Source organism: Micromonospora sp. NPDC049900, from assembly GCF_044461025.1.
Classification (GTDB): domain Bacteria; phylum Actinomycetota; class Actinomycetes; order Mycobacteriales; family Micromonosporaceae; genus Micromonospora.
Genome location: NZ_JBITKM010000004.1, coordinates 242617 through 263619, shown reverse-complemented (window position 1 = coordinate 263619; position 21003 = coordinate 242617). Strand labels below are relative to the sequence as shown.

Sequence of the window (21003 nt, the reverse complement as noted above, 5' to 3'; positions counted from 1 at the left end):
ATGAGCACTCCCGACGTGCCGCTGCGCGTCGTGTCGTACAACGTGCACGGCCAGCGCGACGACACCGCCGCGCTGGCCGAGGTGGTCCGCACCACGGCACCGGACGTGGTGGTGGTCCAGGAGGGCCCGCGTCGATTCCGGTGGCGGGAGAAGTCGGCCGCGCTGGCCGAGTCGTTCGGCCTGGTGGTCGCCGCCGGTGGACTGCCCGCCCTGGGCAACCTGGTCCTCACCGACCTGCGGGTACGGGTGACCGACGCCCGGTGCCGGCGGTTCCCGCTCACCCCCGGGCGGCACCTGCGCGGCGCCGCGTTCGCCGACTGCGTGGTAGGCCGGTCCGCCCGGTTCACCGTGGCCGGCTCGCACCTGTCCACCGACCCGACCGAGCGGCCCGGCCAGGCGGAGCTGTTCCGGCGGGACCTGACCGCCGCGCCGTACCCGGTGATCGCCGCCGCCGACCTCAACGAGGAGCCGGGCGACCCGGCGTGGCGGACCGTCGCGGAGGGGCTGACCGACACGGCGGTGGCCGCGGACCGCGCCGACCGGCTCACCTACTCCTGCGCGAACCCCCGGCGGCGCATCGACGCCCTCTTCGTCGACCCCCGGATCACCGTGGTCGACTACGACGTGCTGGACACCCCGCTGACCCGCCGCGCCAGCGATCATTTTCCGATCCTGGTCGACCTGCTGATACCCGCCGCCGACTGACGGTTGGCGCTCCGGCGGGCTGGACAACCCGCTCCGTAGTGGAGAGGATTTCGCGCGACCCGGCACCCGTGCGGAGACGAAGGAGACCCCGGTGCCCACCCCCACCGAGCACCACGGTCGGTCCGAACCGGAGACGACCCCCCTCGCCCGCAGCCGTGACGGTAGTCCGGTCTCCGACCGGGGCGACACCGTCTGCGTCATCGGCGCGGGCGCCAGCGGCCTGACCGCCGTCAAGAACCTCGCCGAGCACGGCTTCGGTGTCGACTGCTACGAACGCGAGACGGGCATCGGCGGTGCCTGGAACTGGCGGCACGACCGCAGCCCGGTGTACGCCAGCACGCACCTGATCTCGTCGCGACCGTTCACCCAGTTCCCCGACTTCCCGATGCCCGACGACTGGCCCGACTACCCGCACCACAGCCAGGTGCTGTCCTACTTCGAGCGGTACGCCGACCACTTCGACCTGCGCCGGTACATCTGGTTCGGCACCGAGGTGGTGCGGGTCGAGCCGGTCGGCGACGACCGCTGGGACGTCACCACGCGCAGCACCGGCGGGTACGGTCCGGAGCGCACCTCCCGGTACGCCGCCGTGGTGATCGCCAACGGACACAACTGGTCGCCGAAGCTGCCCCGCTACGAGGGACTGGAACAGTTCCGGGGCGAGGTGATGCACGCCTCGTCCTACAAGGACCCGGCCCAGTTGCGGGGCAAACGGGTGCTGGTGGTGGGCGCCGGCAACACCGGGTGCGACATCGCGGTGGAGGCCGCGCAACAGGCGGCACGCTGCTGGCACTCCACCCGTCGGGGCTACTGGTACGCCCCGAAGTACGTCTTCGGTCGCCCCGCCGACCAGGTCAACGACACGCTGCTGGCGTTGCGGGTGCCGCTGCGCGTACGGCAGTGGCTCTATCACCGTACGCTGCGGCTGACCGTCGGCGACCTGACCCGTTTCGGCCTGCCCCGGCCCGACCACCGGGTGTACGAGACGCACCCCATCGCCAACAGCCAGCTCGTCTACTACGTCGGCCACGGCGCGATCACGCCGGTGCCGGACGTGACCCGGTTCCACGCGCACTCGGTGGAGCTGACCGACGGCCGGCAGATCGACCCGGAGATGGTCGTCTTCGCCACCGGCTACCTTCCGCGCTTCGAGTTCCTGGACGCGGGTGTCCTCGGCGACGACGAGGGGGTGGGCCGTCCCCGGTTGTGGCTGCACGCCTTCGTGCCGGAGCATCCGACCCTCGCGGTGACCGGGCTGGTCCAACCGGACTCCGGGTTGTTCACGCTGTCGCACTGGCAGGCGGTGCTCTTCGCCCGGCTGCTGCGGCTGCGGACCACCCGGCCGGACCGGGCGACGGCGTTCGCCGCACGGGTCCGGGCCGGTGCCGGTGAACGCTACTCGGGTCAGGTCAAGGACTCGACCCGGCACTGGTTCGAGGTCGGCCACGCCGACTACCTGCGTGTGCTGGAACGCGCGCTGCGCGACCTGGAGGCCAAGTGAGCGTGAGTGAGCGGAGTGAGCGAGCCATCGGGCTCAGTGCGGGGGTGCCTCGCGCCGCCGGGGAGCGAAGCGAGGCGGCGTCGTGAGTGACCGGGTGCGGGTGATGCGGGCGTGGGAGTGGGCGAGGCCGGTCCGTCCGGTGCGCCGCGAGGTGCTCAGCGCCACGCCCGAGCTGGAGGAGGGGCGGCCACCGCTGCTGTTCGTGCCCGGCTTCGGGCACGGTGCCTGGGTGTACGCCGAACACTGGCTCGGGCACGCCGCCGCGCGGGGTTTCCCCGCGTACGCGGTGAGCCTGCGCGGGCACGGCGGCAGTGGTGCGGCGCCGGACGCGACGCTGCGCGCGTACGCCCACGACGTGGTGCAGGTGGCGGCGGGCCTGCCGCGTCAGGCGGTGCTGGTGGGGCACGGCGCCGGGGCCCTGGTGGTCGCACACGCCCTGGCCCGGTATCCGGCCCGGGCAGCGGTGCTGGTGGCGCCGGTCCTCGGCGGATGGGCGACGTTCGGTGCGGCGCTGCGGCGCAATCCGCTCGGCACGCTGCCGGCGGTCTTCGGCGGCGGACTGCGCCTGAACCGCCGCCAGTTGTTCAGCGGTGAGCTGCCCGAGGCGGACGCGCGCCGCCACACCGGCCGGTTGGGGCGGGCGGCCCGGCGGGCGCAGTGGCGGCTGCTGACCGGGGCCGAGCCGGAGCCACCGGTGGGCCGTCCGCCGATGTTGGTGCTGGGCAGTCCGGACGACCGGGTGGTGCCGCCGTCGGCGCTGACCGGGGCGGCCCGCCGCTACGACTCGGCACCGCTGCTCTTTCCCGGCATGGGGCACGACCTGATGCTCGACGCGCGGTGGCAGGAGCCGATCGACGCGATCCTGGACTGGCTGGACAAGGGCCCGGCGCGCGACGTCCGTCCCTGAACACGCGACCGTGCGGCCCGGCCCGGTCCGTGCGGCCCGGCCCGGTCCGTGCGGCCCGGCCCGGTCCGTGCGGCCCGGCCCGGTCCGTGCGGCCCGGCCCGGTCCGTGCGGGCCGGGCCGGCTCAGCCGCTGGTGAGGTGGGTGACCAGGTCGCCGCTCTGGTCCAGGGTGGAGAGGTAGGACCGGGCCCAGGCCCGGATGTCGTGCTGGTGCAGGTGCTCGCGCATGGCCCGCATCCGGGTCCGGACGTCCGCCGGGTCGGCCCGCAGCGCCGCGAGCAGGCCCTGCTTGAGCCCCTCCAGGTCGTGCGGGTTCACCAGGTACGCCTGCGGAAGCTCGGCCGCCGCTCCGGCGAACTCGCTGAGCAGCAGCGCGCCCGCGTCGTCCACCCGGGCGGCGACGTACTCCTTGGCGACCAGGTTCATCCCGTCCCGCAGCGGGGTCACCGCCATCACGTCGGCGACCCGGTAGAGCGCGGCCAGTTCGGCCCGGTCGAACGGCTGGGTCAGGTAGTGGATCGCCGGCTCGCCGACCCGGCCGAACTCGCCGTTGATCCGGCCGACCTCGCGTTCGACCCGGTCGCGGAGGATCTGGTACTGGCCGACCCGCTCCCGGCTGGGCACCGCGACCTGCACCAGCACGGTGTCGCGGACCTTGACGTGGCCACCGGCCAGCAACTCGCTGTACGCCTTGAGTCGCTGCTCGATGCCCTTGGTGTAGTCCATCCGGTCGACGCTGAGGATCACGTGGTCCGGGCCGCCGAGGTCCTGTCGCAGCCGCCGCGCCCGCTCCGCCACGGTCGGTCGACCGGCCAGCGCGGCCATCTCGGCGGTGTCGATGGAGACCGGGAACGCGCCGATGCGCACGACCCGGTCCTCGACCGCGATGCGCCGGTCGGTGGCCGGCAGGCCCAGCACCTTGGAGACCAGTTGGGCGAAGTTGTGCGCGGCCTGGGCCCGCTGGAAGCCGACCAGGTCGGCGCCGAGCATGCCGTGCAGCAGCTCGGCACGGCGGGGGAGCTGCATGAACAGCTCCGGCGGCGGGAACGGCACGTGTAGGAAGAAGCCGATGCGCAGGTCGGGCCGGAGCGTGCGGAGCAGCCCCGGCACCAGTTGCAGGTGGTAGTCCTGCACCCAGACCACCGCGCCGGTCTCGGCGACCTCGGCGGTGGCCTCCGCGAACCGCTGGTTGACCCGCTGGTACGCGTCCCACCAGCGCCGGTGGTGCTCCGGCTGCTCGACCGCGTCGTGGTAGATCGGCCAGAGCGTCGCGTTGGCGAACCCCTCGTAGTGGTCGCGTAGGTCCTCGCCGCTGAGCGGCACGGCGTGCATCCGCACTCCGTCGACGTCCGGCAGGCTGGGCGCGGGACCGGTCCCGCCCGCCCAGCCGACCCAGGTCGCCGGGGTGTGTCGTAGCAACGGGTGTAGCGCACTCACCAGCCCGCCTGGGCTGCGGCGCCACTCACAGGCGCCGTCGAGCGCCACGTTGTCGTCGATGGGGAGGCGGTTGGCCACCACCACGAGAGAACTCTGTCGCATCTCGGGCATTCCGATCAGCAGGGGAGTGACCGCCACGAGAAAGGAACAACCGGGCAGTCGGCGGGTGACGTGACGTACTGCGGTATTCCTACTGACAGTAAGTTACACCACTGTTACGTCCCCTGGCGTGGGCGGTCCGCGTCCCGGTATCCGGGCGGCTACCGTACGCGGTGGGCGACGATCGGCTCAGACCACCGCGCCGTCGTCCGGCCCCCGGTCCTCGGCGTCGCCGGGCCGCAGCCGCCAGACCAGCGTGACGAACCCGGCCAGGATGCCGGTGAAGCCGAGCAGCGTCACGATGCTCGGGTCGGCGGGGAGCAGGTCCGGGAAGAGGAACAACACGAAGCCGAGCACCACGGCGAGGACGCCCGCCATGGCGTACTTCGACACCCGGGGCAGGGGCGGGGGCGGCGGCGGGACGTACCGTTCGTCGTCGTCGGGGTTGTCCGGCAGGTCCGCACCGAAGGTGTCCAGGCCCTCCAGCAGCGACGGGCCGTCGCCGTCGCGGGGACCGCGTCCCACCGAGACGCCGGAGACGTCGGCGGCGTAGGGCAACCGGCGTACGTCGGTGGCGGTCGGGCCGGTCGGCTCCTCGGGCGTCGGCCGGGGGGTGGTGATCGTGCTGCTGCCGCCGTCGGCCTGGTCGTCGACGTTCTCCGCGGCGGGCCACGGGCGGTCCCCGCTGCCGGGCGAGTCGTGGAAGCCGGCGACGATGCGTTCCCACTCGGCGTCGATGTCCGGTTCCTCGGCGCGGGGCGGGCCGGACTCGTCGGCGAGCTGACTGAGATAGTCCCGAGCGGTGCTCAGGTGCGAGCGGTCGACGTAGAGCCGGTCGACCGGCCGGGCCGGGACCGTGGTGGTGCGGGTGACCGGGTTCAGGTCGGCCGAGGGTTGCAGATAGGCGGCGATGCCGCCGGCGGCCAGCACGTCGAGCAGGTGCTCACCGACGCGCGGGTCCACGTCGCCGGCGATGGCGTACTCGCTGGCGTCGAGCCCGTTGTCCCGCCGTCCCCGGCGGGCCCCACCCGCTGACACCGGACCATCCTCCTCATCGCGCCGCCGGCGCGCCCCGCGTCCAGCCCCTCGGCGCGCCCCCGCACGCCGTGCTCTGAATCGTGACACGTCCGGGGTCGGTTCGGGGAGTGCCTTGTGGCGTGGGGTACGAAGTCGGTGTCCGTGCCGCTGGTCGTGGCCGTGCCTCTATGTCCGTTCTTGCTCGGAGCGTGCCAGGGGACACGGCCGCGACCACGCTCCGCCGGTGGGCGGGTCGGCCCGCTCGGACGTTGTGGCGGACGGTGGAGCTTCGTAGGCTTCCTGCCACGCGGCCGTGCCGTCGCGACGACCGCCTCGCGAAAGGACGCCGGTGCTGTACTGGCTCTTGAAGTACGTGTTCCTCGGCCCGCTGTTGAGAGTCGTCTTCCGGCCGCAGGTGGAGGGCCTGCACCACGTACCGGCGACCGGCCCGGTGATCCTGGCCAGCAACCACCTCTCCTTCTCCGACTCGATCTTCACACCGCTGATCGTGCCGCGGAAGGTCACCTTCGTGGCCAAGGCCGAGTACTTCACCGGCACGGGCCTCAAGGGCCGGCTGACGAAGATGTTCTTCGTCGGCACCGGCACCATCCCGGTCGACCGCTCCGGCGGCCAGGCCGCCCGCGCCGCGCTGGACACCCAGCTCACCGTGCTGCGCGCCGGTGGCATCGCGGGCATCTACCCGGAGGGCACCCGGTCACCCGACGGGCGGCTCTACCGGGGCAAGACCGGCGTGGCCCGGCTGGCGCTGGAGAGCGGCGCGCCGGTGGTGCCGGTGGTGATGCTCAACCTGGACGAGATCCAGCCGCCGGGCACGATCGTCCCGAAGCTCGCGCGGGTGCGGATCCGCTTCGGCCCGCCGCTGGACTTCTCCCGGTACGCCGGCATGTCCGGTGACCGCTTCGTCGAGCGCGCCGTCACCGACGAGATCATGTACGAGCTGATGGAGCTCTCCGGCCGCGAGTACGTCGACGTGTACGCGCAGAAACTCAAGACCGCGCCCACCCCCGCACCGGCCGCCCCGGTCGCCGCCTGAGCCGACCCCGGGGCGACGGTCAGGAGGCCAGCGTCCGGGCGCCCGACCCCGCCGGGTGGGCCAGGCGGAGCAGACCGGGCGCGCCGTTGCGGTGCGCGAACGCGCGTACCTCGGTCAGCGGCCCGCTGCTCGCCGCCGGGTCGTCCGCCGAGGCCAGCTCCCGCACCGCGAACGTCAGCGCCAACATCCGGTCGGTCACGTCGGGGATCCCGGCGTAGATCTCGGCGGCGGCCAGGTGCAACTCGGCCGCGCGCCGATGGTCGCCGTCGGCACCGGCCAGTGCGCCGGTCACGGTCCGCAACGCCGCCTCCGACCAGGGCGTACGGTGCCCCACCTGATCCAGCATGGCGCGGACCCGGGCCGCCGGCTTGCGTCCGGCCAGGGTGGCCGCCCAGCCGACGGCGGCGATCCACTCGCCGCTGGCCAGCGCGGGCACCGTCGTCCACGCCTCGGCCAACTCGTCGACGAGCGCGGCGGCCTCCTCGGTGCGCTCCTGCAACGCCCGGCACAGCGCGGCCATCGCCACCATCGTCCAGTGCAGCCGGTGGAAGCCGCTGCGCCGGGCGGTCTCCAGCGCGGCGGCCACGTCGTCGCCGGGCGTCTGCGCGTCCGTCGTCTGCCGGGGTGGCCCGGCGGCCGGCGGCACCGGCTGGCCCCGCAGCACCAGCAGGCAGGAACGCAGTCCGCGTACCTGCATGTCCCAACTGCCGGTGGGGGTGTCGACGAAGGCCTCGGCGGCGGTGAGCAGGCGCGGGAAGTCCCCCTCGAACCAGGCCCGCATCGCCTCGCCCGAGTAGCTGGTGGTCAGCGTCTGCCCGCTGGCGGTGCGGGCCGGTGCCGCCGAGAGCAGCGCGTCCGAGCGCAGCCAGTCGCCCTCCTCACGGACCGCGTACGCGAGGTTCTGGGTGGCCCGGGGCAGCGCCAGGAGCTGACCGGCCCGGCTGAACTCGACCAGGGCGTGCAACTCGTCCAGGCCGGCCCGGTCACCGGCCTGGTACCGGGCGGTGGCCGCGGTGATCCGCGCGTTGGTGCGGATCTCGGCCAACCCGAGCCGCTCGCCGATCTCGGCGGCGGTGGCCGCCGCCGCCACCGCCGGATCGCGCTCGTAGTTGAGCATGTGCAGCCGACCCAGCTCGGCGAAGGCGTCGGCCTTCTGGGCGCTGTCCGGCAGCGGCTCGAACAGCCGGACCGCCCGGTCCAGGCAGACCAGCGCCGCCGGCCGGTCGGCCCGCAGCCAGGCCGCCTGGCCGAGCAGCGTCCAGGCCCGCGCCGCGCACGCCTCGTCGCCGCAGGCCAGCAACCGGTCGGCAAGCGTCTGCACCTGCTCCGGCCCGCCGCCGGAGAGGAACGCGTTGCCGTCCCGGTAGAACGAGATCTCGGTGCTGAGCAGCTCCAGTTGCAGCCGGCCCACCGGATCGGAGTCGTCGGCGAGACCGAGTGCGCGGGCCGCGTGGCTGGCGGCGGCGTCCAACCCGTGCAACGCGTACGCCCGGCGGGCCGCCCGGTGCAGCGCGGCCCGGGCCGGACCGGCGTAGCGGCGGGTCTCCAGGTCCAGTGACCGGGCGATCTCGTGCGCCGCCCAGCGGTGGTGGGCCAGCACCTCGGCCAGGTCGGTGTCCCGGCTCTGCGACAGGGTGTCCAGCCAGTCGGCCGTCCGGTCGTGCCGGGCCACCCGCTCGGTACGCGGCAGCCGCTGATAGCACACGTCGCGGACCAGTACGTGCCGGAAGCGGTACTCCGGCTGGCCGGCCATCGTGGACGCGGCCTGTTCGTGCACGAAGTCACGCTGCTCCAACCGGCGCAACGCGCGCTCGACCGCCTCCACCGGCTGCCCGACGGCGGCGGCCACCGCGCCGGGCCAGAACTGCACGCCGACCACGGCCGCGGCCAGCAGCACCGCCCGGTCCTTCGGGTCGAGCAGGTCCACCCGGTTGGCGATGACCGCGTGCACGCTCTCCGGCATCGGCAGGTCCAGGTGCTTCTCCAGCGACCAGCCGCGCCCCGACTGCCGCAACGCGCCCTGCTCGATCAGCATCCGGACGTACTCGTGCGCGTAGAGCGGGTTGCCGCCGGCCACCTCGATCAGCGGGGTGAGCAGGTCGGCCGAGAAGGCGGCCTGACCGAACATGTGCGCGTACAACGCGGCGATGCCGGTGTCCCGCAGCGGCGGCAGGGTGATGGTCACCGAGCCGGTGATCGTCCCGGCCCAGCTCGGGTCGCGGTCGACCAGCTCGGGACGGGCGGTGCAGAGCAGCAGCAGCGGCACGTCCCGGGCCGCCGCGCCGAGCAGTTCCACGAAGCGCAGCATGGCGTCGTCGGCCCAGTGCAGGTCCTCGAAGACCAGCACGGTCGGTCGGCGCGTGGCCAGGGCCAGCAGGAACCGCCGCCAGGCCGACTCGGCCTCCTCGGCCGGCAGCGGCGTACCGGCCAGCCCGACCAGCGGGCGCAGCGCGTCGGCGACCCGGTCGCGTTCGCCGGGGCCGACCAGTTCGGCGACCGCCCCGGTGAGCCGCTGCGCCGCGCTGGTGGCCGGATCGGTGTCCAGGATGCCCGCCTCGGCCTTGACGATGTCAGCCAGCGCGGCGAACGTGACGTTCTCCCCGAACGGCGGGCAGCGCCCGATCCGCCAGGTCAACGGCTCGTCCACCAGCCGGCCGGTGTGCCGGTGCAGTTCGCGTACCAGCCGGCTCTTGCCGATCCCGGCCCGGCCGAAGACGGTGACCACCTGCGGGCGGCGGTCGCGCAGGCTGCGGTGCAGCGCGTTGACCAGCATGCCCAGCTCGTGCTCGCGGTCGATCAGCGGCGTGGTGTCCGGCTCCCGGTCGGTGGCCTGCTGGCGTACCGCGGACAGCGCCAGCCACACCTCCGTCGGCGCGGACCGGCCGCGCAGGGTGACCGGCGGCTGCTCGTCGTAGCGGATGGTGTCCCGGGTGAGCGCGTGCGTGGTGCCGTCCACCAGCACCCCGCCGGGCGGGGCCACCGACTGCAACCGGGAGGCGGTGTTCACCACGTCGCCGGCCACGATCGCCTGTCCGCCGTCGCGGGCCGCGGCCACGTCCACCAGCGCCTCGCCGGTCGCCACGCCGACCCGGAAGCGCAGCCCGTCGGTGCCGGTGGGGGTGAAGCGGGTCAGCACCCGTTGCAGCTCCAGACCGGCGCGGACGCAGCGCAGCGCGTCGGTCTCGGTGGCCACCGGCGCGCCGAACAACGCCATCACCGCGTCGCCGATGTACTTCTCCACCACCCCGCCGTACTGCCCGACCACCCGGCGGGCGGCGGAGAAGAAGCCGGTCTGCATGCCCCGGACCAGCTCCGGGTCGGCCCGTTCGACGTACGGCGTGAAGTCGATCAGGTCGACGAAGAGGACGCTGACCCGACGTCGGTCCTCCTGGGGGATCGCCGCGTGACGGTCGCTGCCGGCCCGGGGCGTGCCACAGGAGGTGCAGAAGGCCACGTCGGCGGCGAGCGGGTTCAGGCAGTGCGGGCAGACGGCGCCGAGCTCCGCACCGCAGCCACCGCAGAAGCGGTCGCCGTCGGCGGCGGTGCGTCCACAGCGATCACACTGTGCGGCGATGACACCCTCCACTGGCGAGCCCCCGACGCCCGGGGGCGCAGGTCCGAGTATTGCTGCCCGGCGGATTGTCGGGTACCGGGCTGTTGGCTTGTGGACACTCCTCCGGGCGGTCCGACGTGTACCGAACGGCTAGATTCAGGCAGCCGATTCGTTGACACGCTGATCAGGGGGACAGCCTCATGGTGTACGTCATGTTGAAGAGTGACTGGACCGACGGTAACGGAGTCACCCACCCCGCCGGTGACTCGGTGGACGTGGACGCCGCCACGCTCGCGCTCCTGCAGGCCCAGGGCATCGTCGGTGAGGTGCCGGGCTCGGGCAAGGACGGCACCGACTGGGCCGGTCCGGGCGGTACGGACTGGGCCGGCCCGGGCAGCACCAAGCCCTGACCTGGACGGTACGCGGGCGGGGCCGGGGACGATCGTCCCCGGCCCCGCCCGTTCGTCGTGCCCGTTCGTCGCGGTGGGTCAGCGGTCGCTCATGCCCGCCCGGCGACGCAGGGCCGGTACGTCGGTGACGACGATCCGCCGCCCCTCGGTCCGCAGCCAACCCCGGTTGGCGAACGACCCGATCGCCTGGTTGACGCTCTGTCGCGAGCCGCCGGCCATCTCGGCGAGCTGGCTCTGGTTCAGCTCGATGGTGATCATCGGGGCCTGACTCTCCCCGGCGAGCCGGACCAGCGTCTTGGCGACCCGACCCGGCAGGTCGAGGAAGACGTGGTCGGCGTTCTGCTCGGTGAGCCGACGGATCAGCGCGCCCAGTGAACGCATCACCGCGTCCAGGATCCGCGGGTTGGAGTGCACCAGCTCCATGAAGGCGCCCCGGGACAGGGCCAGGGCGGTGCAGTCCTCGATCGCCTCCGCCGAGGCGGACCTCGTGGAGGCGTCCAGCAACGAGACCTCACCGAGGACGTCCGGCGGTCGGATCACCGACAGCACGGCCCGTTCGCCGGTCGGCGCGGTGCGGAACACGGCCACGGCACCCCGCCGCAGCACGATCAGTGACTCGCCGGGGTCGTTCTCCACGAACAGCAACTGACCCTTGCGGTACGTCCGGGGCACGGCCGCGGCGATGACCCGCTGACGCACCTCCGGCTCCAGCCCGGCGAACATCTCCACACCCGTGAGCGCGTCGCCCGGCTCCGGCAGGCGCATCTCCACGGCCCCACCCCTCCCCGGTAAAGGACCCAACTCGCTCACCGGGTGAGCCTGGCGGCCCCTGACGAGGTGGTCTGACACCCGTACGGCGTCCGGCAGCGGTAACACATCAGATCATGACGGTCCGGTCGCTTGCTGTACACCCCTCAAATCACTTCCGTGACAGCTTCGAGCTGCGAGCTCTCCCAATCCGGACGATTGGAAACGCTCCCGGGGTGGGTGACCCGGCCGATCGGGCCCGGTGGGCGTCGGCGAGGATGGCGGGGATGGCCTACCGCTACTTCTACGACTGCGAATTCATCGAGGACGGCCGGACCGTCGAGCTGGTCTCGATCGGCGTCGTCGACGAGTACGACCGCGAGTTCTACGCGGTCTCCACCGAGTTCGACGCCGCCCGCGCCGTGCCCTGGGTACGCCGCAACGTGCTGGACAAGCTGCCGTCCCCGGCCGACCGGGCGTGGCGGTCGCGGGAACGCATCCGCGACGAGCTGTACGACTTCCTGGTCGAGCCGATCCGTGACCGGCCCGGCGAGGAGTTGGAGCTGTGGGCCTGGTACGCCGCGTACGACCACGTCGCGTTGGCGCAGCTCTGGGGCGCCATGCCGGCGTTGCCCCGGGAGATCCCGCGCTACACCAAGGAGCTGCGCCAGCTCTGGGAGGAGCGGGGGCGGCCCCGGCTGCCCAACGCCGACGCGGCCCGGCACGACGCCCTGGTCGACGCCCGGCACAACCTGGCCCGGTGGCGGGCGATCACCGGGTCGTGACGCTGCTGTCCGCCCGGTGCGGCGATCGGTGGTTTGGTCCGTTCCGTCCCGGGCATCGGTGTGGCCAACGGTGCCGAGGCGAGGGAGCGTGACGAGGTGTTGACCGTCCGGGACGCCCGGCGCCGGATCACCGAGTTGATCAGGGCGGCCGGTGTCTGCACCCTCACCACGACCTCCCTCGACGGCCGGTTGGTCGGCCGTCCGATGACCCTGCAACGCGCGGACTTCGACGGTGAGTTGTGGTTCTTCGCCTACGCCGGGTCGTCGACCGTGCGCCAGTTGCGGGTCAACGCGGAGGTCGAGGTGGGCGTGCACGACCCGGACGGTCAGGTCTGGGGGGCGATGTCCGGTACCGCCCGGGACGACTACGACCCGGCGCGGGCGCAACGGCTGTGGCACCCCGGGTTGGCCGCGTGGTTCCCCGACGGGCCGGCGACCAGCGGATTGACGTTGGTCGCGGTGCACGTCACCGCGGCCCGGTGCTGGGACGCCCGGGACGGCCGTACGGTGGGCCTGCTGGGGCAGGGTGGCACTGCGCGGGGTGGCGGTCCGACGTCGGGCGAGGACGACGGCTACTGACTGGTAACCGGGGCGCGGTGTGAGGTGGGCCGGTGCGGCGACTACAGTTCGGAGGGACGGCCCGCCCCGGGCCGGCAACGGTGCCGAGGTCTGACCTGACACGTATCCTGGGGCTTGATCGGGCTTGACCGAATTGCTCCCAGGAGGATGAGCGGATCATGCGTATCGGCGTGCTCACCGGCGGCGGCGACTGCCCGGGTCTCAACGCGGTCATCCGGGCGGTGGTCCGTAAGGGCGTCGCCAGCTACGGCCATGAGTTCGTAGGGTTCCGGGACGGCTGGAAGGGCCCGCTGGAGGGTCTGTCCCGTCCGCTCGGCATCGCGGAGGTCCGGGGGATCCTGCCGCGCGGCGGCACCATCCTCGGCTCCTCGCGGACCAACCCCTTCAAGATCGAGAACGGCGTCGAGCGGATCAAGGAGAACCTGGCCGCGCAGGGCGTCGACGCGCTGATCGCCATCGGCGGCGAGGACACCCTCGGTGTCGCCACCAAGCTGCACGAGCTGGATGTCAAGGTCATCGGCGTGCCGAAGACCATCGACAACGACCTCGGCGCCACCGACTACACCTTCGGCTTCGACACCGCGGTGAACATCGCGATGGAGGCGATCGACCGGCTGCACACCACCGCCGAGAGCCACCACCGCACCCTGGTCGTCGAGGTGATGGGCCGGCACGCCGGCTGGATCGCCCTGCACGCCGGCCTGGCCGGTGGCGCCAACGTGATCCTGCTGCCCGAGCGGCAGTTCGACGTCGAGCAGGTCGCCGGCTACGTCGAGAAGCGCTTCCAGCACCAGTACGCCCCGATCGTCGTGGTCGCCGAGGGCGCCCAGCCGCTGGAGGGCCAGATGGTCCTGCAGAACCAGGAGCTGGACTCGTTCGGTCACGTCCGGCTCGGCGGCATCGGCCAGTGGCTGGCCGAGCAGTTGGAGGCCAAGACCGGCAAGGAGGCGCGCACCGTCGTGCTCGGGCACATCCAGCGCGGTGGCACGCCGACCGCGTTCGACCGGGTGCTCGCCACCCGGCTCGGCCTGCAGGCGATCGACGCCGTGCACGAGGGCGACTGGGGCAAGATGGTCGCGATGCAGAGCACGGACATCGTCCGCGTCCCGCTCGCCGACGCCACCCGCGAGCTGAAGACCGTGCCGCTGGAGCGGTACGCCGAGGCCGAGGTCTTCTTCGGTAGCTGATCGTCGTCCCGAGGCCGAGGCGGGCCACCCGGCCCGCCTCGGCCTCGGCACCCGAAGGGGGTACGTCAGGTGTCAGCCGGGGTGCACACCGTCGCGGTGATCGGCGCGGGCAAGATCGGTGAGCTGATGCTCTCCGGCCTGCTGCGGTCCGGCTGGCCGGTGGACCGGCTGCTGGCCACCGCCCGACGGCCGGCCCGCGCCGAGGAGATCGCCGCCCGCTACGGCGTCCGGGTGGTGGACAACCTGACCGCCGTCGACGAGGCCGACGTGCTCGCCGTCTCGGTCAAGCCACAGGACGCCGCCGCCCTGCTGGACGAGATCGGGCCCAAGGTGCCCGCCGACAAGCTGGTCATCTCGCTCTGCGCGGGCCTGCCCAGCAGCTTCTTCAGCCGCCGGCTGTCCGAGGGCACCCCGGTGGTCCGGGTGATGACCAACACCCCGGCCCTGGTCGACCAGGCGATGACCGCCATCTCCGCCGGGGCACACGCCACCGGCACGCACCTGGCGCTGGCCGAGGAGATGTTCAAGCCGCTCGGCGCGACGATCCGCGTTCCCGAGACCCAGCAGGACGCGGTCACCGCGCTCTCCGGCTCCGGCCCGGCGTACTTCTATCTGCTGGTCGAGGCGATGACCGACGCCGGCATCCTGCTCGGCCTGCCCCGGCAGGTGGCGCACGACCTGATCGTGCAGACCGCGATCGGCTCGGCGGTGATGCTGCGCGACTCCGGCGAACACCCGGTGAAGCTGCGCGAGGCGGTCACCTCGCCCGCCGGAACCACCATCTCCGCCGTACGCGAGCTGGAGAACCACGGCGTACGCGCGGCGCTGCTGGCCGCCCTGGAGGCGGCCCGCGACCGGGCCCGCGAGCTGGCCGCCCAGGCCGAGTGAGCGGCGACGCCGGTACGCGCTGACGCCGACCCGGCGGCGCGGGTCCCGGCGGGCTCCGGCCGGTGCCGGGCGTGCCGCATACTGTCGCGGTGTTCACACTCGCCCAGGCCCGACACCTGGTGGCCACCCTGCACCCCCGCATCGACGAGCTGATCCGGGTCCGGGCCGACCTGGCCGAGTTGCAGATCGACCTGGCCACCCACGGGCTGAGCGCGCTCGGCGGCCGACCCGAGGTGAAGGCCCTGGAGGCCCGGCTGCACGCCATCCTCGACGAGCTGCGTCAACCCGGCATCGAGGTCAAGAGCCTGGCACCGATCCTGCTCGACTTCCCCGGCGAGCGCGACGGCCGCCAGGTGCTCTGGTGCTGGCTGGAAGGCGACAGCGACGTGCGCTGGTACCACCGCGCCGACTGCGGCTTCGCCGGCCGCCGCCCGCTCTGAGGCGCCGGTGCGGCCGAGGCGACCGACGACGGGAGACCGCTGATGTTCGCACTGGCCCTGACCGAGGACGCGCAACTGCGCCCGCTGAATCCATGGCAGGCCGAGGAGTTCCTGGCCAACCTGGACCGGGCCCGGGAACACATCTCGCCCTGGGTGGGGCCGTCCTTCGTGGCGACCGACCTGGACGGGGCGCGGCACGTGTTGCAGCGGTACGCCGACCGGTGGGCCCGGGACGGCGGCGGGATCTGGGGGATCTGGCTCGGCGACCGGCTGGTCGGTGGGGTGCTGCTGGTGTCGTTCGACGCGGCGACCGGCGTCTGTGAGGCAGGCTGCTGGCTGGAACCGACGGCCGAGGGGCGTGGCCTGGTGACCCGCGCGGTGGAGCGGATCATCGACTGGGCGCTCGTCGAGCGCGGCCTGCACCGGGTCGAATGGCGCACCAACGCCGGCAACGTCCGCAGCATCGCGGTGGCCCGTCGGCTCGGGATGCGGCGTGACGGCGTACTCCGGGAGGTGTTGTCCCGCCCGGACGGGCGGGTCGACCTGGAGGTCTGGTCGGTGCTGGCGCCGGAGTGGCGGGCCCGCCGCGCGGGCGCGGCGGCTGGCGACGGATGAACCTGGAGTCGGGACCGGCACCCGTGCCGTGTCGGGGAGGGCTGACGGGTCAGCCGGCCTCGGCCAGGGCCGCGCGTACCTTGTCGGCGTCGCCGGGGGCCTCCTGCTGCCAGTTGGCCGGATCGGCGGAATAGACCGTGCCGTAGGCCGGGGTGTCCGGCTGGAACCGCCAGCTCTCGGCAAGGCTGCCGGCGTCCACCGCGTCGTAGCCGATGCGGTCGAGGAACGCGGTGACCACGGCCTTGGCCTCGGCGTCGTCACCGGCGATCGGCAGCGCGCTGCGGTCGGCCGCGCCGCTCGGCCGGGCCAGGGAGGACAGGTGCCTGAAGTGGATGTTGTTGAACGCCTTCACCACGCGCGCCTCGGGCAGGTGACGTTGCAGCAGCTCGCTGCTGGTGGCAGTGCCCTCGTCCAGTTCGGGGAACCGACCGTCGCGCTGCGGGTAGTAGTTGTTGGTGTCGACGACGACCTTGCCGGCCAGCGGCGCGACCGGCACCGCCCGGTACGCCTTGAACGGGATGGTGACCACCACCAGGTCGCCCGCCTCGGCGGCGGCGTCGGCGGTGCCCGCGCTGGCGCCCGAGCCCAACTCGTCGACCAGGTCGGCGAGCGTCTCCGGCCCGCGCGAGTTGCTCACCACCACCTCGTACCCGGCGGCCACCGCCAGGCGTGCCACGGTGCTGCCGATGTGTCCGCTCCCGATCAACCCCACGACCGACACGCCAGATCCTCCCGCCACACGCCGACCCGTCACGTCCGAACCTACCCCCGCCTCCGGCCACCGACCCGGGGTTCTCGCCGGATCCGGTCCACCCCGCCGATCATGGACTTGTGGTGCGCCCCAACGGGACTTATGGGTCATAGAACCCGCCACAACTCCATGATCGCCGGGGCTGAGTGTGTGACTGTGCGCGTCGCTGGACGACGGTGCGAGTCGCGGCGGGGCTCAGTCGAGCGTGCGTACCCGCCAGCCTGCGCCGCTGCCGCCCGGTGTGCCCAGTGTCCGTACACCCTCCGCGGCTCATCAGACGCCGACCCCCGCGTTGATCAAGAAGTTTGGTCACGGAAGGGGCAGGTCTGAGGGTGCAAACTCCTTGGTCAACTCCGGTGACGCACACCGTCGGGGTGGGGCGGCGAGGTCAGGGAGTGGGGAGGGTCTTTTCGATGGTGGTGCGCAGGGTGGCGTCGTCGGGGGTGACGGTGGGGGCGAACCGGGCGGCGACGGTGCCGTCCGGGGCGACCAGGAACTTCTCGAAGTTCCAGCGGACGTCGCCGGTGTGGCCGTCGGCGTCGGCGGTCTGCACCAGGGCGGCGTAGAGCGGGTGCCGGTCCGGGCCGTTGACGTCGACCTTCTCCGTGAGCGGGAAGGTGACCCCGTAGTTGACCTGGCAGAACTCGCTGATCTCGGTGGCGCTGCCCGGTTCCTGGCCGGCGAACTGGTTGCACGGCACGCCGAGCACCACCAGCCCCCGGTCGGCGTACTCGTCCTGGAGTTGCTGGAGGCCGGCGTACTGCGGGGTGAGGCCGCAGCGGGACGCCACGTTGACCACCAGCAGCGACTGGCCACGGTACTGGGGGAGGTCGGCCGGGCCGCCGGTGAGCGCGCCGATCGGGATGTCGAAGACGGTCATGACCGCGAGGCTACCGCCGGCTGGTCCGGCTGCCCGGAGCGCCGCGCGGTGATCTACCGCTCGGTAACCGATGGTCGGTCGACGGCGGGTGCGGCGCGGCTCGCGGAAGACGGAGCCGCCGCCGGTGGCGGGACCACGTGGGCCCCACCACCGACGGCGGATCGTTGAGTGCCGAGTCCTCAGGAGGCGGCGGGTTCGAGCGTGCCGGCGTAGTCCGGGTTGGCCTTCAGCCACTCCTCGACGGCCTTCTCCTCGTCGTTCTGGTGCACGTTGAACATCAGGTCCTCCAGCGAGCCGAGCTGCTGGGTGTCCATCTTGAACTTCTTCAGCATCTCGGTGACCTCGGGGAAGTCCGCGCCGAAGCCCTGGCGGGCCAGGGTGTTGATCTCCTCGGTGCCGCCGAGCGTGCCCTTCGGGTCCGCCAGGTCCTTCAGCTCGTAGTTCGCGTAGGCCCAGTGCGGGTGCCACAGGGTCACCACGATCGGCTTCTGCTCCTTGATCGCGCCGTCCAGCGCGGCCAGCATGGCCGGGGTCGACGAGGTCTTCAGGCTCAGCTTGCCGGTCAGACCGTACTCCGGGATGACCTTGTCCTGGGTGGCGGCGGTCAGGCCGGCGCCGGGCTCGATGCCGATGATCTCGCCGTTGAAGGTGCCGGCCTTGTCGGCCAGGTCCTCGAGCGAGTTGACGTCGCTGACGTACTGGGGCACGGCGATGCTCAGGCGGGCGTCGTCGTACCAGACGCCGAGCTTCTCCAGGTTGTCGCCGTACTCCTTCATGTAGTCGGCGTGCGTCTGCGGCAGCCAACTGTCGAGGAAGAGGTCGATGTCGCCGGTCGACAGGCCCTGGTAGACGATCCCCGCCTCGACGTTCTTCAGCTCGACCTCGTAGCCCTTCTCCTCCAGCAGGTTCTTCCAGAGGTACGAGGCGGCGATGGCTTCGTCCCAGGACATGTAGCCGATGGTGATCTTCTTGTTGTCACCGCCGGAGCCGCCCGCGGAACCGTCCGAGTCACCGCAGGCGGCGGCACCGGTCAGCGCCAGGGCGGCGGTGGCCGCCAGCGCGACTCGGCGTACCAGTTTGCTGCTCCACATGTGGAGTTTCCTTCCCTCGTTGCTCTGCACCGGCGGAACTCGCGGTAGCGAGGCAGGGCACCGGCAACGGGACTTCCCTGCGTGGGTCAGGACGGGGGTCAGACTCGTTGCATGGCGCGTTGCGCCTTCGCGGACGCGGTGCGCGCGCCGATCGAGTCGGTGAGGCGGTCGAGCACCACTGCCAGGATCACCACGGCGATGCCGCCCTCGAAGCCGGCGCCGACCTGGACCCGGGCGAGTGCCGTCATGATCACCTCGCCGAGACCGCCGGCACCGACCATCCCGGCGATGACGACCATCGACAGCGCCAGCATGATGACCTGGTTGACGCCGGTCATGATGGTGGGCAGGGCCAGTGGCAGTTTGGTGCGCAGCAGGATCTTCCACGGCGAGGCGCCGAACGCCTCACCGGCCTCGATGACCTCGCGGTCGACCTGGCGCAGGCCCAGCTCGGTCAGGCGTACCCCGGGCGGCATGCTGAACACCACGGTGGCCAGCACCCCGGGCACGGCGCCGACACCGAAGTAGAAGATGGCCGGGATCAGGTAGACGAAGGCGGGCATCGTCTGCATCAGGTCGAGCACCGGTCGGACGACCGCCGAGGCGCGGCGGTTCTCCGCGATGAAGATGCCCATGGGTACGGCGAGCAGCAGGGCGAGTCCGCTGGCCACCAGGACCAGCGCCAGGGTGCTCATGGTCTGGTTCCAGATCGGCATCCCGGCCACCATGCCGAGTCCGAGCGCGGTGCCGAGGGCGAACTTCCAGCTTCGCAGCCACCAGCCGAGCCCGGCGAAGATCAGCACCATGACGATCGCCGGAGGTGCGGTCAGCAGGTCCACCAGTGGCTCGACCAGCGCGTCGACGGTGGCGGCGATGCCGTCGAAGACGGCGGACAGGTGCTCTCTCGACCAGTCGACGGCGGTCTTGAACGCGTCGCCGATCCGGATGTACGGCAGCAGGTCGTCGAGACCCTCGGCGCGGTTCATGCGGACCCTCCCGTGAGGCGGACCGACGGCTCGGCGGCCACCTGGACCGGCACCTGCGGTGCGCTGTCGCTTGCGGTCGGCGTCGTGTCGGCCGCTTCGCCTGGCTGACCTGCGTCGGCGGTCGGCGTCGTGTCGGCGGCCTCCGCAGTGGCGGTGTGCTCGCCGACCTCGGCGCTGATGCTGCCCAGGGCGCTCAGCAGCGTGACCCGTGGAATCACGCCGGCGAGCCGCCCGGCCGGGTCGACCACGGCGACCGGTGCCGGACTCTCGGCGCAGGGCGCGAAGATGTCGGCCACCGGCGTCGTGTCCTCGACCGTTCGGGCGTACTCGGTCGAGACGATCTCCTGGAGGTTCTTCAGTCCCTCCCGGACCGCCCGGGCGGCGTCGTCGGCGGTCACGGTGCCCAGGTACCGCTTGTCGCGGCCGGTGATGTAGACGGCTGACGTCTGGGTCTCGCGCAGCACGCGGGCGGCCACCCGTGGGCCGGAGTTCACGTCCACGACGCCGAGTGGTCGCTCCATGACCGCCGCCGCGGTGAGGATCCTGGTCCGGTCGACATCGGCGACGAACTGGGCGACGTAGTCGTTGGACGGGTCGGTGAGGATCTCCTCGGCGGTGCCGATCTGGACGATCCGGCCGGCGCGCATGACCGCGATGCGGTCGCCGAGGCGCATCGCCTCGTTGAGGTCGTGCGTGATGAACACGATCGTCTTGCCGAGCTCGGCCTGTAGTTCGAGGAGTTGGTCCTGCACCTCGCGGCGGATGAGCGGATCGAGCGCGGAGAAGGCCTCGTCCATCAGCATGATGTCGGTGCCGGCGGCAAGCGCGCGGGCCAGGCCGACCCGCTGGCGCATGCCGCCGGACAGTTCCTGCGGCAGCTTGTCCGCCCATTTGTCCAGGCCGACCATCCGGAGCGCCTGCAGTGCCTTCTCCCGGCGCTCGGCGCGGGGCATGCCCGCGACCTCCAACGCGTAGCCGGCGTTGTCCAACACCGTCCGGTGCGGCTGGAGCGCGAAGTGCTGGAAGACCATGCTGATCTTCTCGCGGCGCAGCTTGCGCAGCGCGGCGGGCTTGAGCGTGGTGATGTCGACCCCGTCGACCTCCACCGTGCCGTGCGTGGCGGGCAGCAGGCCGTTCAGCATCCGGATCAGGGTGGACTTCCCCGAGCCGGACAGGCCCATGACCACGAAGATCTCACCGCGTGCGACCTCGAAGTTCGCGTCGACGACCGCAGCCGTGACCGGCAGCCCCGCCAGCTCCTCGTCCCGGCCTGCGCTGTTCCTGAGGATCTCCATCGCCTTGTCGGCGCGGTTCCCGTAGATCTTGTACAGGGAGTTCACTCTGAGTGCGGACACGGTCTCCATTCCAAGGG

General features: G+C 72.4%; 20 protein-coding genes. 11 read left to right on the top strand and 9 right to left on the bottom strand.

Annotated elements, in window-relative coordinates:
• The 3 genes from ACIBMZ_RS12845 to ACIBMZ_RS12835 all read left to right on the top strand — a co-directional run bounded on the left by ACIBMZ_RS12845 (window position 1) and on the right by ACIBMZ_RS12835 (window position 3113).
• Window positions 1–705, top strand: coding sequence for an endonuclease/exonuclease/phosphatase family protein (locus ACIBMZ_RS12845; RefSeq protein WP_396693135.1), 705 nt, complete (start codon window positions 1–3; stop codon window positions 703–705).
• A gap of 91 nt (window positions 706–796) precedes the next feature.
• A complete protein-coding gene (locus ACIBMZ_RS12840; protein ID WP_396693133.1) occupies window positions 797–2206 on the top strand; it encodes a flavin-containing monooxygenase in 1410 nt (469 codons plus the stop codon).
• Window positions 2207–2309: 103 nt separating this feature from the next.
• A complete protein-coding gene (locus tag ACIBMZ_RS12835; RefSeq protein ID WP_396693520.1) occupies window positions 2310–3113 on the top strand; it encodes an alpha/beta hydrolase in 804 nt (267 codons plus the stop codon).
• Between the two features lie 122 nt (window positions 3114–3235).
• On the opposite strand, the gene ACIBMZ_RS12830 is transcribed toward ACIBMZ_RS12835, so the two are convergent.
• Both ACIBMZ_RS12830 and ACIBMZ_RS12825 read right to left on the bottom strand, forming a co-directional pair.
• Entirely contained in the window at window positions 3236–4651 is a 1416-nt protein-coding gene (locus ACIBMZ_RS12830; RefSeq protein ID WP_396693131.1) for a trehalose-6-phosphate synthase, read from the bottom strand.
• A 186-nt stretch (window positions 4652–4837) separates the two neighbouring features.
• Window positions 4838–5686 carry a DUF308 domain-containing protein gene (locus ACIBMZ_RS12825; RefSeq protein ID WP_396693129.1) on the bottom strand — a complete coding sequence of 283 codons (849 nt, stop codon included), beginning with the start codon at window positions 5684–5686 and terminating at the stop codon, window positions 4838–4840.
• Window positions 5687–6014: 328 nt separating this feature from the next.
• On the opposite strand from ACIBMZ_RS12825, the gene ACIBMZ_RS12820 reads away from it, so the two are divergent.
• A complete protein-coding gene (locus ACIBMZ_RS12820; RefSeq protein WP_396693127.1) occupies window positions 6015–6719 on the top strand; it encodes a lysophospholipid acyltransferase family protein in 705 nt (234 codons plus the stop codon).
• Between the two features lie 19 nt (window positions 6720–6738).
• Here the strand turns inward: ACIBMZ_RS12820 and ACIBMZ_RS12815 are convergent, their stop codons facing one another.
• A complete protein-coding gene (locus ACIBMZ_RS12815; RefSeq protein ID WP_396693125.1) occupies window positions 6739–10305 on the bottom strand; it encodes an ATP-binding protein in 3567 nt (1188 codons plus the stop codon).
• A gap of 179 nt (window positions 10306–10484) precedes the next feature.
• Between ACIBMZ_RS12815 and ACIBMZ_RS12810 the strand changes: the two genes are divergently transcribed.
• Window positions 10485–10682, top strand: coding sequence for a hypothetical protein (locus ACIBMZ_RS12810; RefSeq protein ID WP_236146062.1), 198 nt, complete (start codon window positions 10485–10487; stop codon window positions 10680–10682).
• 78 nt (window positions 10683–10760) lie between these two features.
• Here the strand turns inward: ACIBMZ_RS12810 and ACIBMZ_RS12805 are convergent, their stop codons facing one another.
• On the bottom strand, window positions 10761–11453 hold the full coding sequence (locus ACIBMZ_RS12805) for a Crp/Fnr family transcriptional regulator (protein WP_013735136.1): 693 nt from the start codon (window positions 11451–11453) through the stop codon (window positions 10761–10763).
• 263 nt (window positions 11454–11716) lie between these two features.
• Here ACIBMZ_RS12805 and ACIBMZ_RS12800 point away from each other — a divergent pair, with 263 nt between their 5' ends.
• From ACIBMZ_RS12800 to ACIBMZ_RS12775, 6 genes are all read left to right on the top strand, one after another.
• Window positions 11717–12214 (top strand): polyadenylate-specific 3'-exoribonuclease AS, encoded by a 498-nt coding sequence (locus ACIBMZ_RS12800; protein WP_396693123.1) that lies wholly within the window; start codon window positions 11717–11719, stop codon window positions 12212–12214.
• A 33-nt stretch (window positions 12215–12247) separates the two neighbouring features.
• A complete protein-coding gene (locus ACIBMZ_RS12795; protein ID WP_396693121.1) occupies window positions 12248–12793 on the top strand; it encodes a pyridoxamine 5'-phosphate oxidase family protein in 546 nt (181 codons plus the stop codon).
• Window positions 12794–12951: 158 nt separating this feature from the next.
• On the top strand, window positions 12952–13980 hold the full coding sequence (locus tag ACIBMZ_RS12790; protein WP_117228420.1) for a 6-phosphofructokinase: 1029 nt from the start codon (window positions 12952–12954) through the stop codon (window positions 13978–13980).
• Window positions 13981–14049: 69 nt separating this feature from the next.
• Window positions 14050–14868 (top strand): pyrroline-5-carboxylate reductase, encoded by an 819-nt coding sequence (gene proC / locus ACIBMZ_RS12785; protein WP_396693118.1) that lies wholly within the window; start codon window positions 14050–14052, stop codon window positions 14866–14868.
• 89 nt (window positions 14869–14957) lie between these two features.
• A complete protein-coding gene (locus ACIBMZ_RS12780) occupies window positions 14958–15308 on the top strand; it encodes a DUF2203 domain-containing protein (RefSeq protein ID WP_396693116.1) in 351 nt (116 codons plus the stop codon).
• A gap of 42 nt (window positions 15309–15350) precedes the next feature.
• Window positions 15351–15923: a GNAT family N-acetyltransferase gene (locus tag ACIBMZ_RS12775; RefSeq protein WP_396693114.1), complete on the top strand. Its 573-nt coding sequence runs from the start codon at window positions 15351–15353 to the stop codon at window positions 15921–15923.
• Between the two features lie 49 nt (window positions 15924–15972).
• Here the strand turns inward: ACIBMZ_RS12775 and ACIBMZ_RS12770 are convergent, their stop codons facing one another.
• The 5 genes from ACIBMZ_RS12770 to ACIBMZ_RS12750 form a co-directional block, all read right to left on the bottom strand.
• Window positions 15973–16644 carry an NADPH-dependent F420 reductase gene (locus tag ACIBMZ_RS12770; protein ID WP_396693113.1) on the bottom strand — a complete coding sequence of 224 codons (672 nt, stop codon included), beginning with the start codon at window positions 16642–16644 and terminating at the stop codon, window positions 15973–15975.
• 418 nt (window positions 16645–17062) lie between these two features.
• Window positions 17063–17554 (bottom strand): glutathione peroxidase, encoded by a 492-nt coding sequence (locus ACIBMZ_RS12765; RefSeq protein WP_396693111.1) that lies wholly within the window; start codon window positions 17552–17554, stop codon window positions 17063–17065.
• Window positions 17555–17733: 179 nt separating this feature from the next.
• Entirely contained in the window at window positions 17734–18645 is a 912-nt protein-coding gene (locus tag ACIBMZ_RS12760) for a glycine betaine ABC transporter substrate-binding protein (protein ID WP_396693109.1), read from the bottom strand.
• Between the two features lie 98 nt (window positions 18646–18743).
• Window positions 18744–19631, bottom strand: a complete 888-nt coding sequence (locus ACIBMZ_RS12755) for an ABC transporter permease (RefSeq protein ID WP_396693107.1) — start codon at window positions 19629–19631, stop codon at window positions 18744–18746.
• On the bottom strand, window positions 19628–20995 hold the full coding sequence (locus tag ACIBMZ_RS12750) for a glycine betaine/L-proline ABC transporter ATP-binding protein (protein ID WP_396693105.1): 1368 nt from the start codon (window positions 20993–20995) through the stop codon (window positions 19628–19630). Before ACIBMZ_RS12750 ends, ACIBMZ_RS12755 begins: the two co-directional genes overlap by 4 nt.
• Between the last annotated feature and the right edge of the window lie 8 nt (window positions 20996–21003).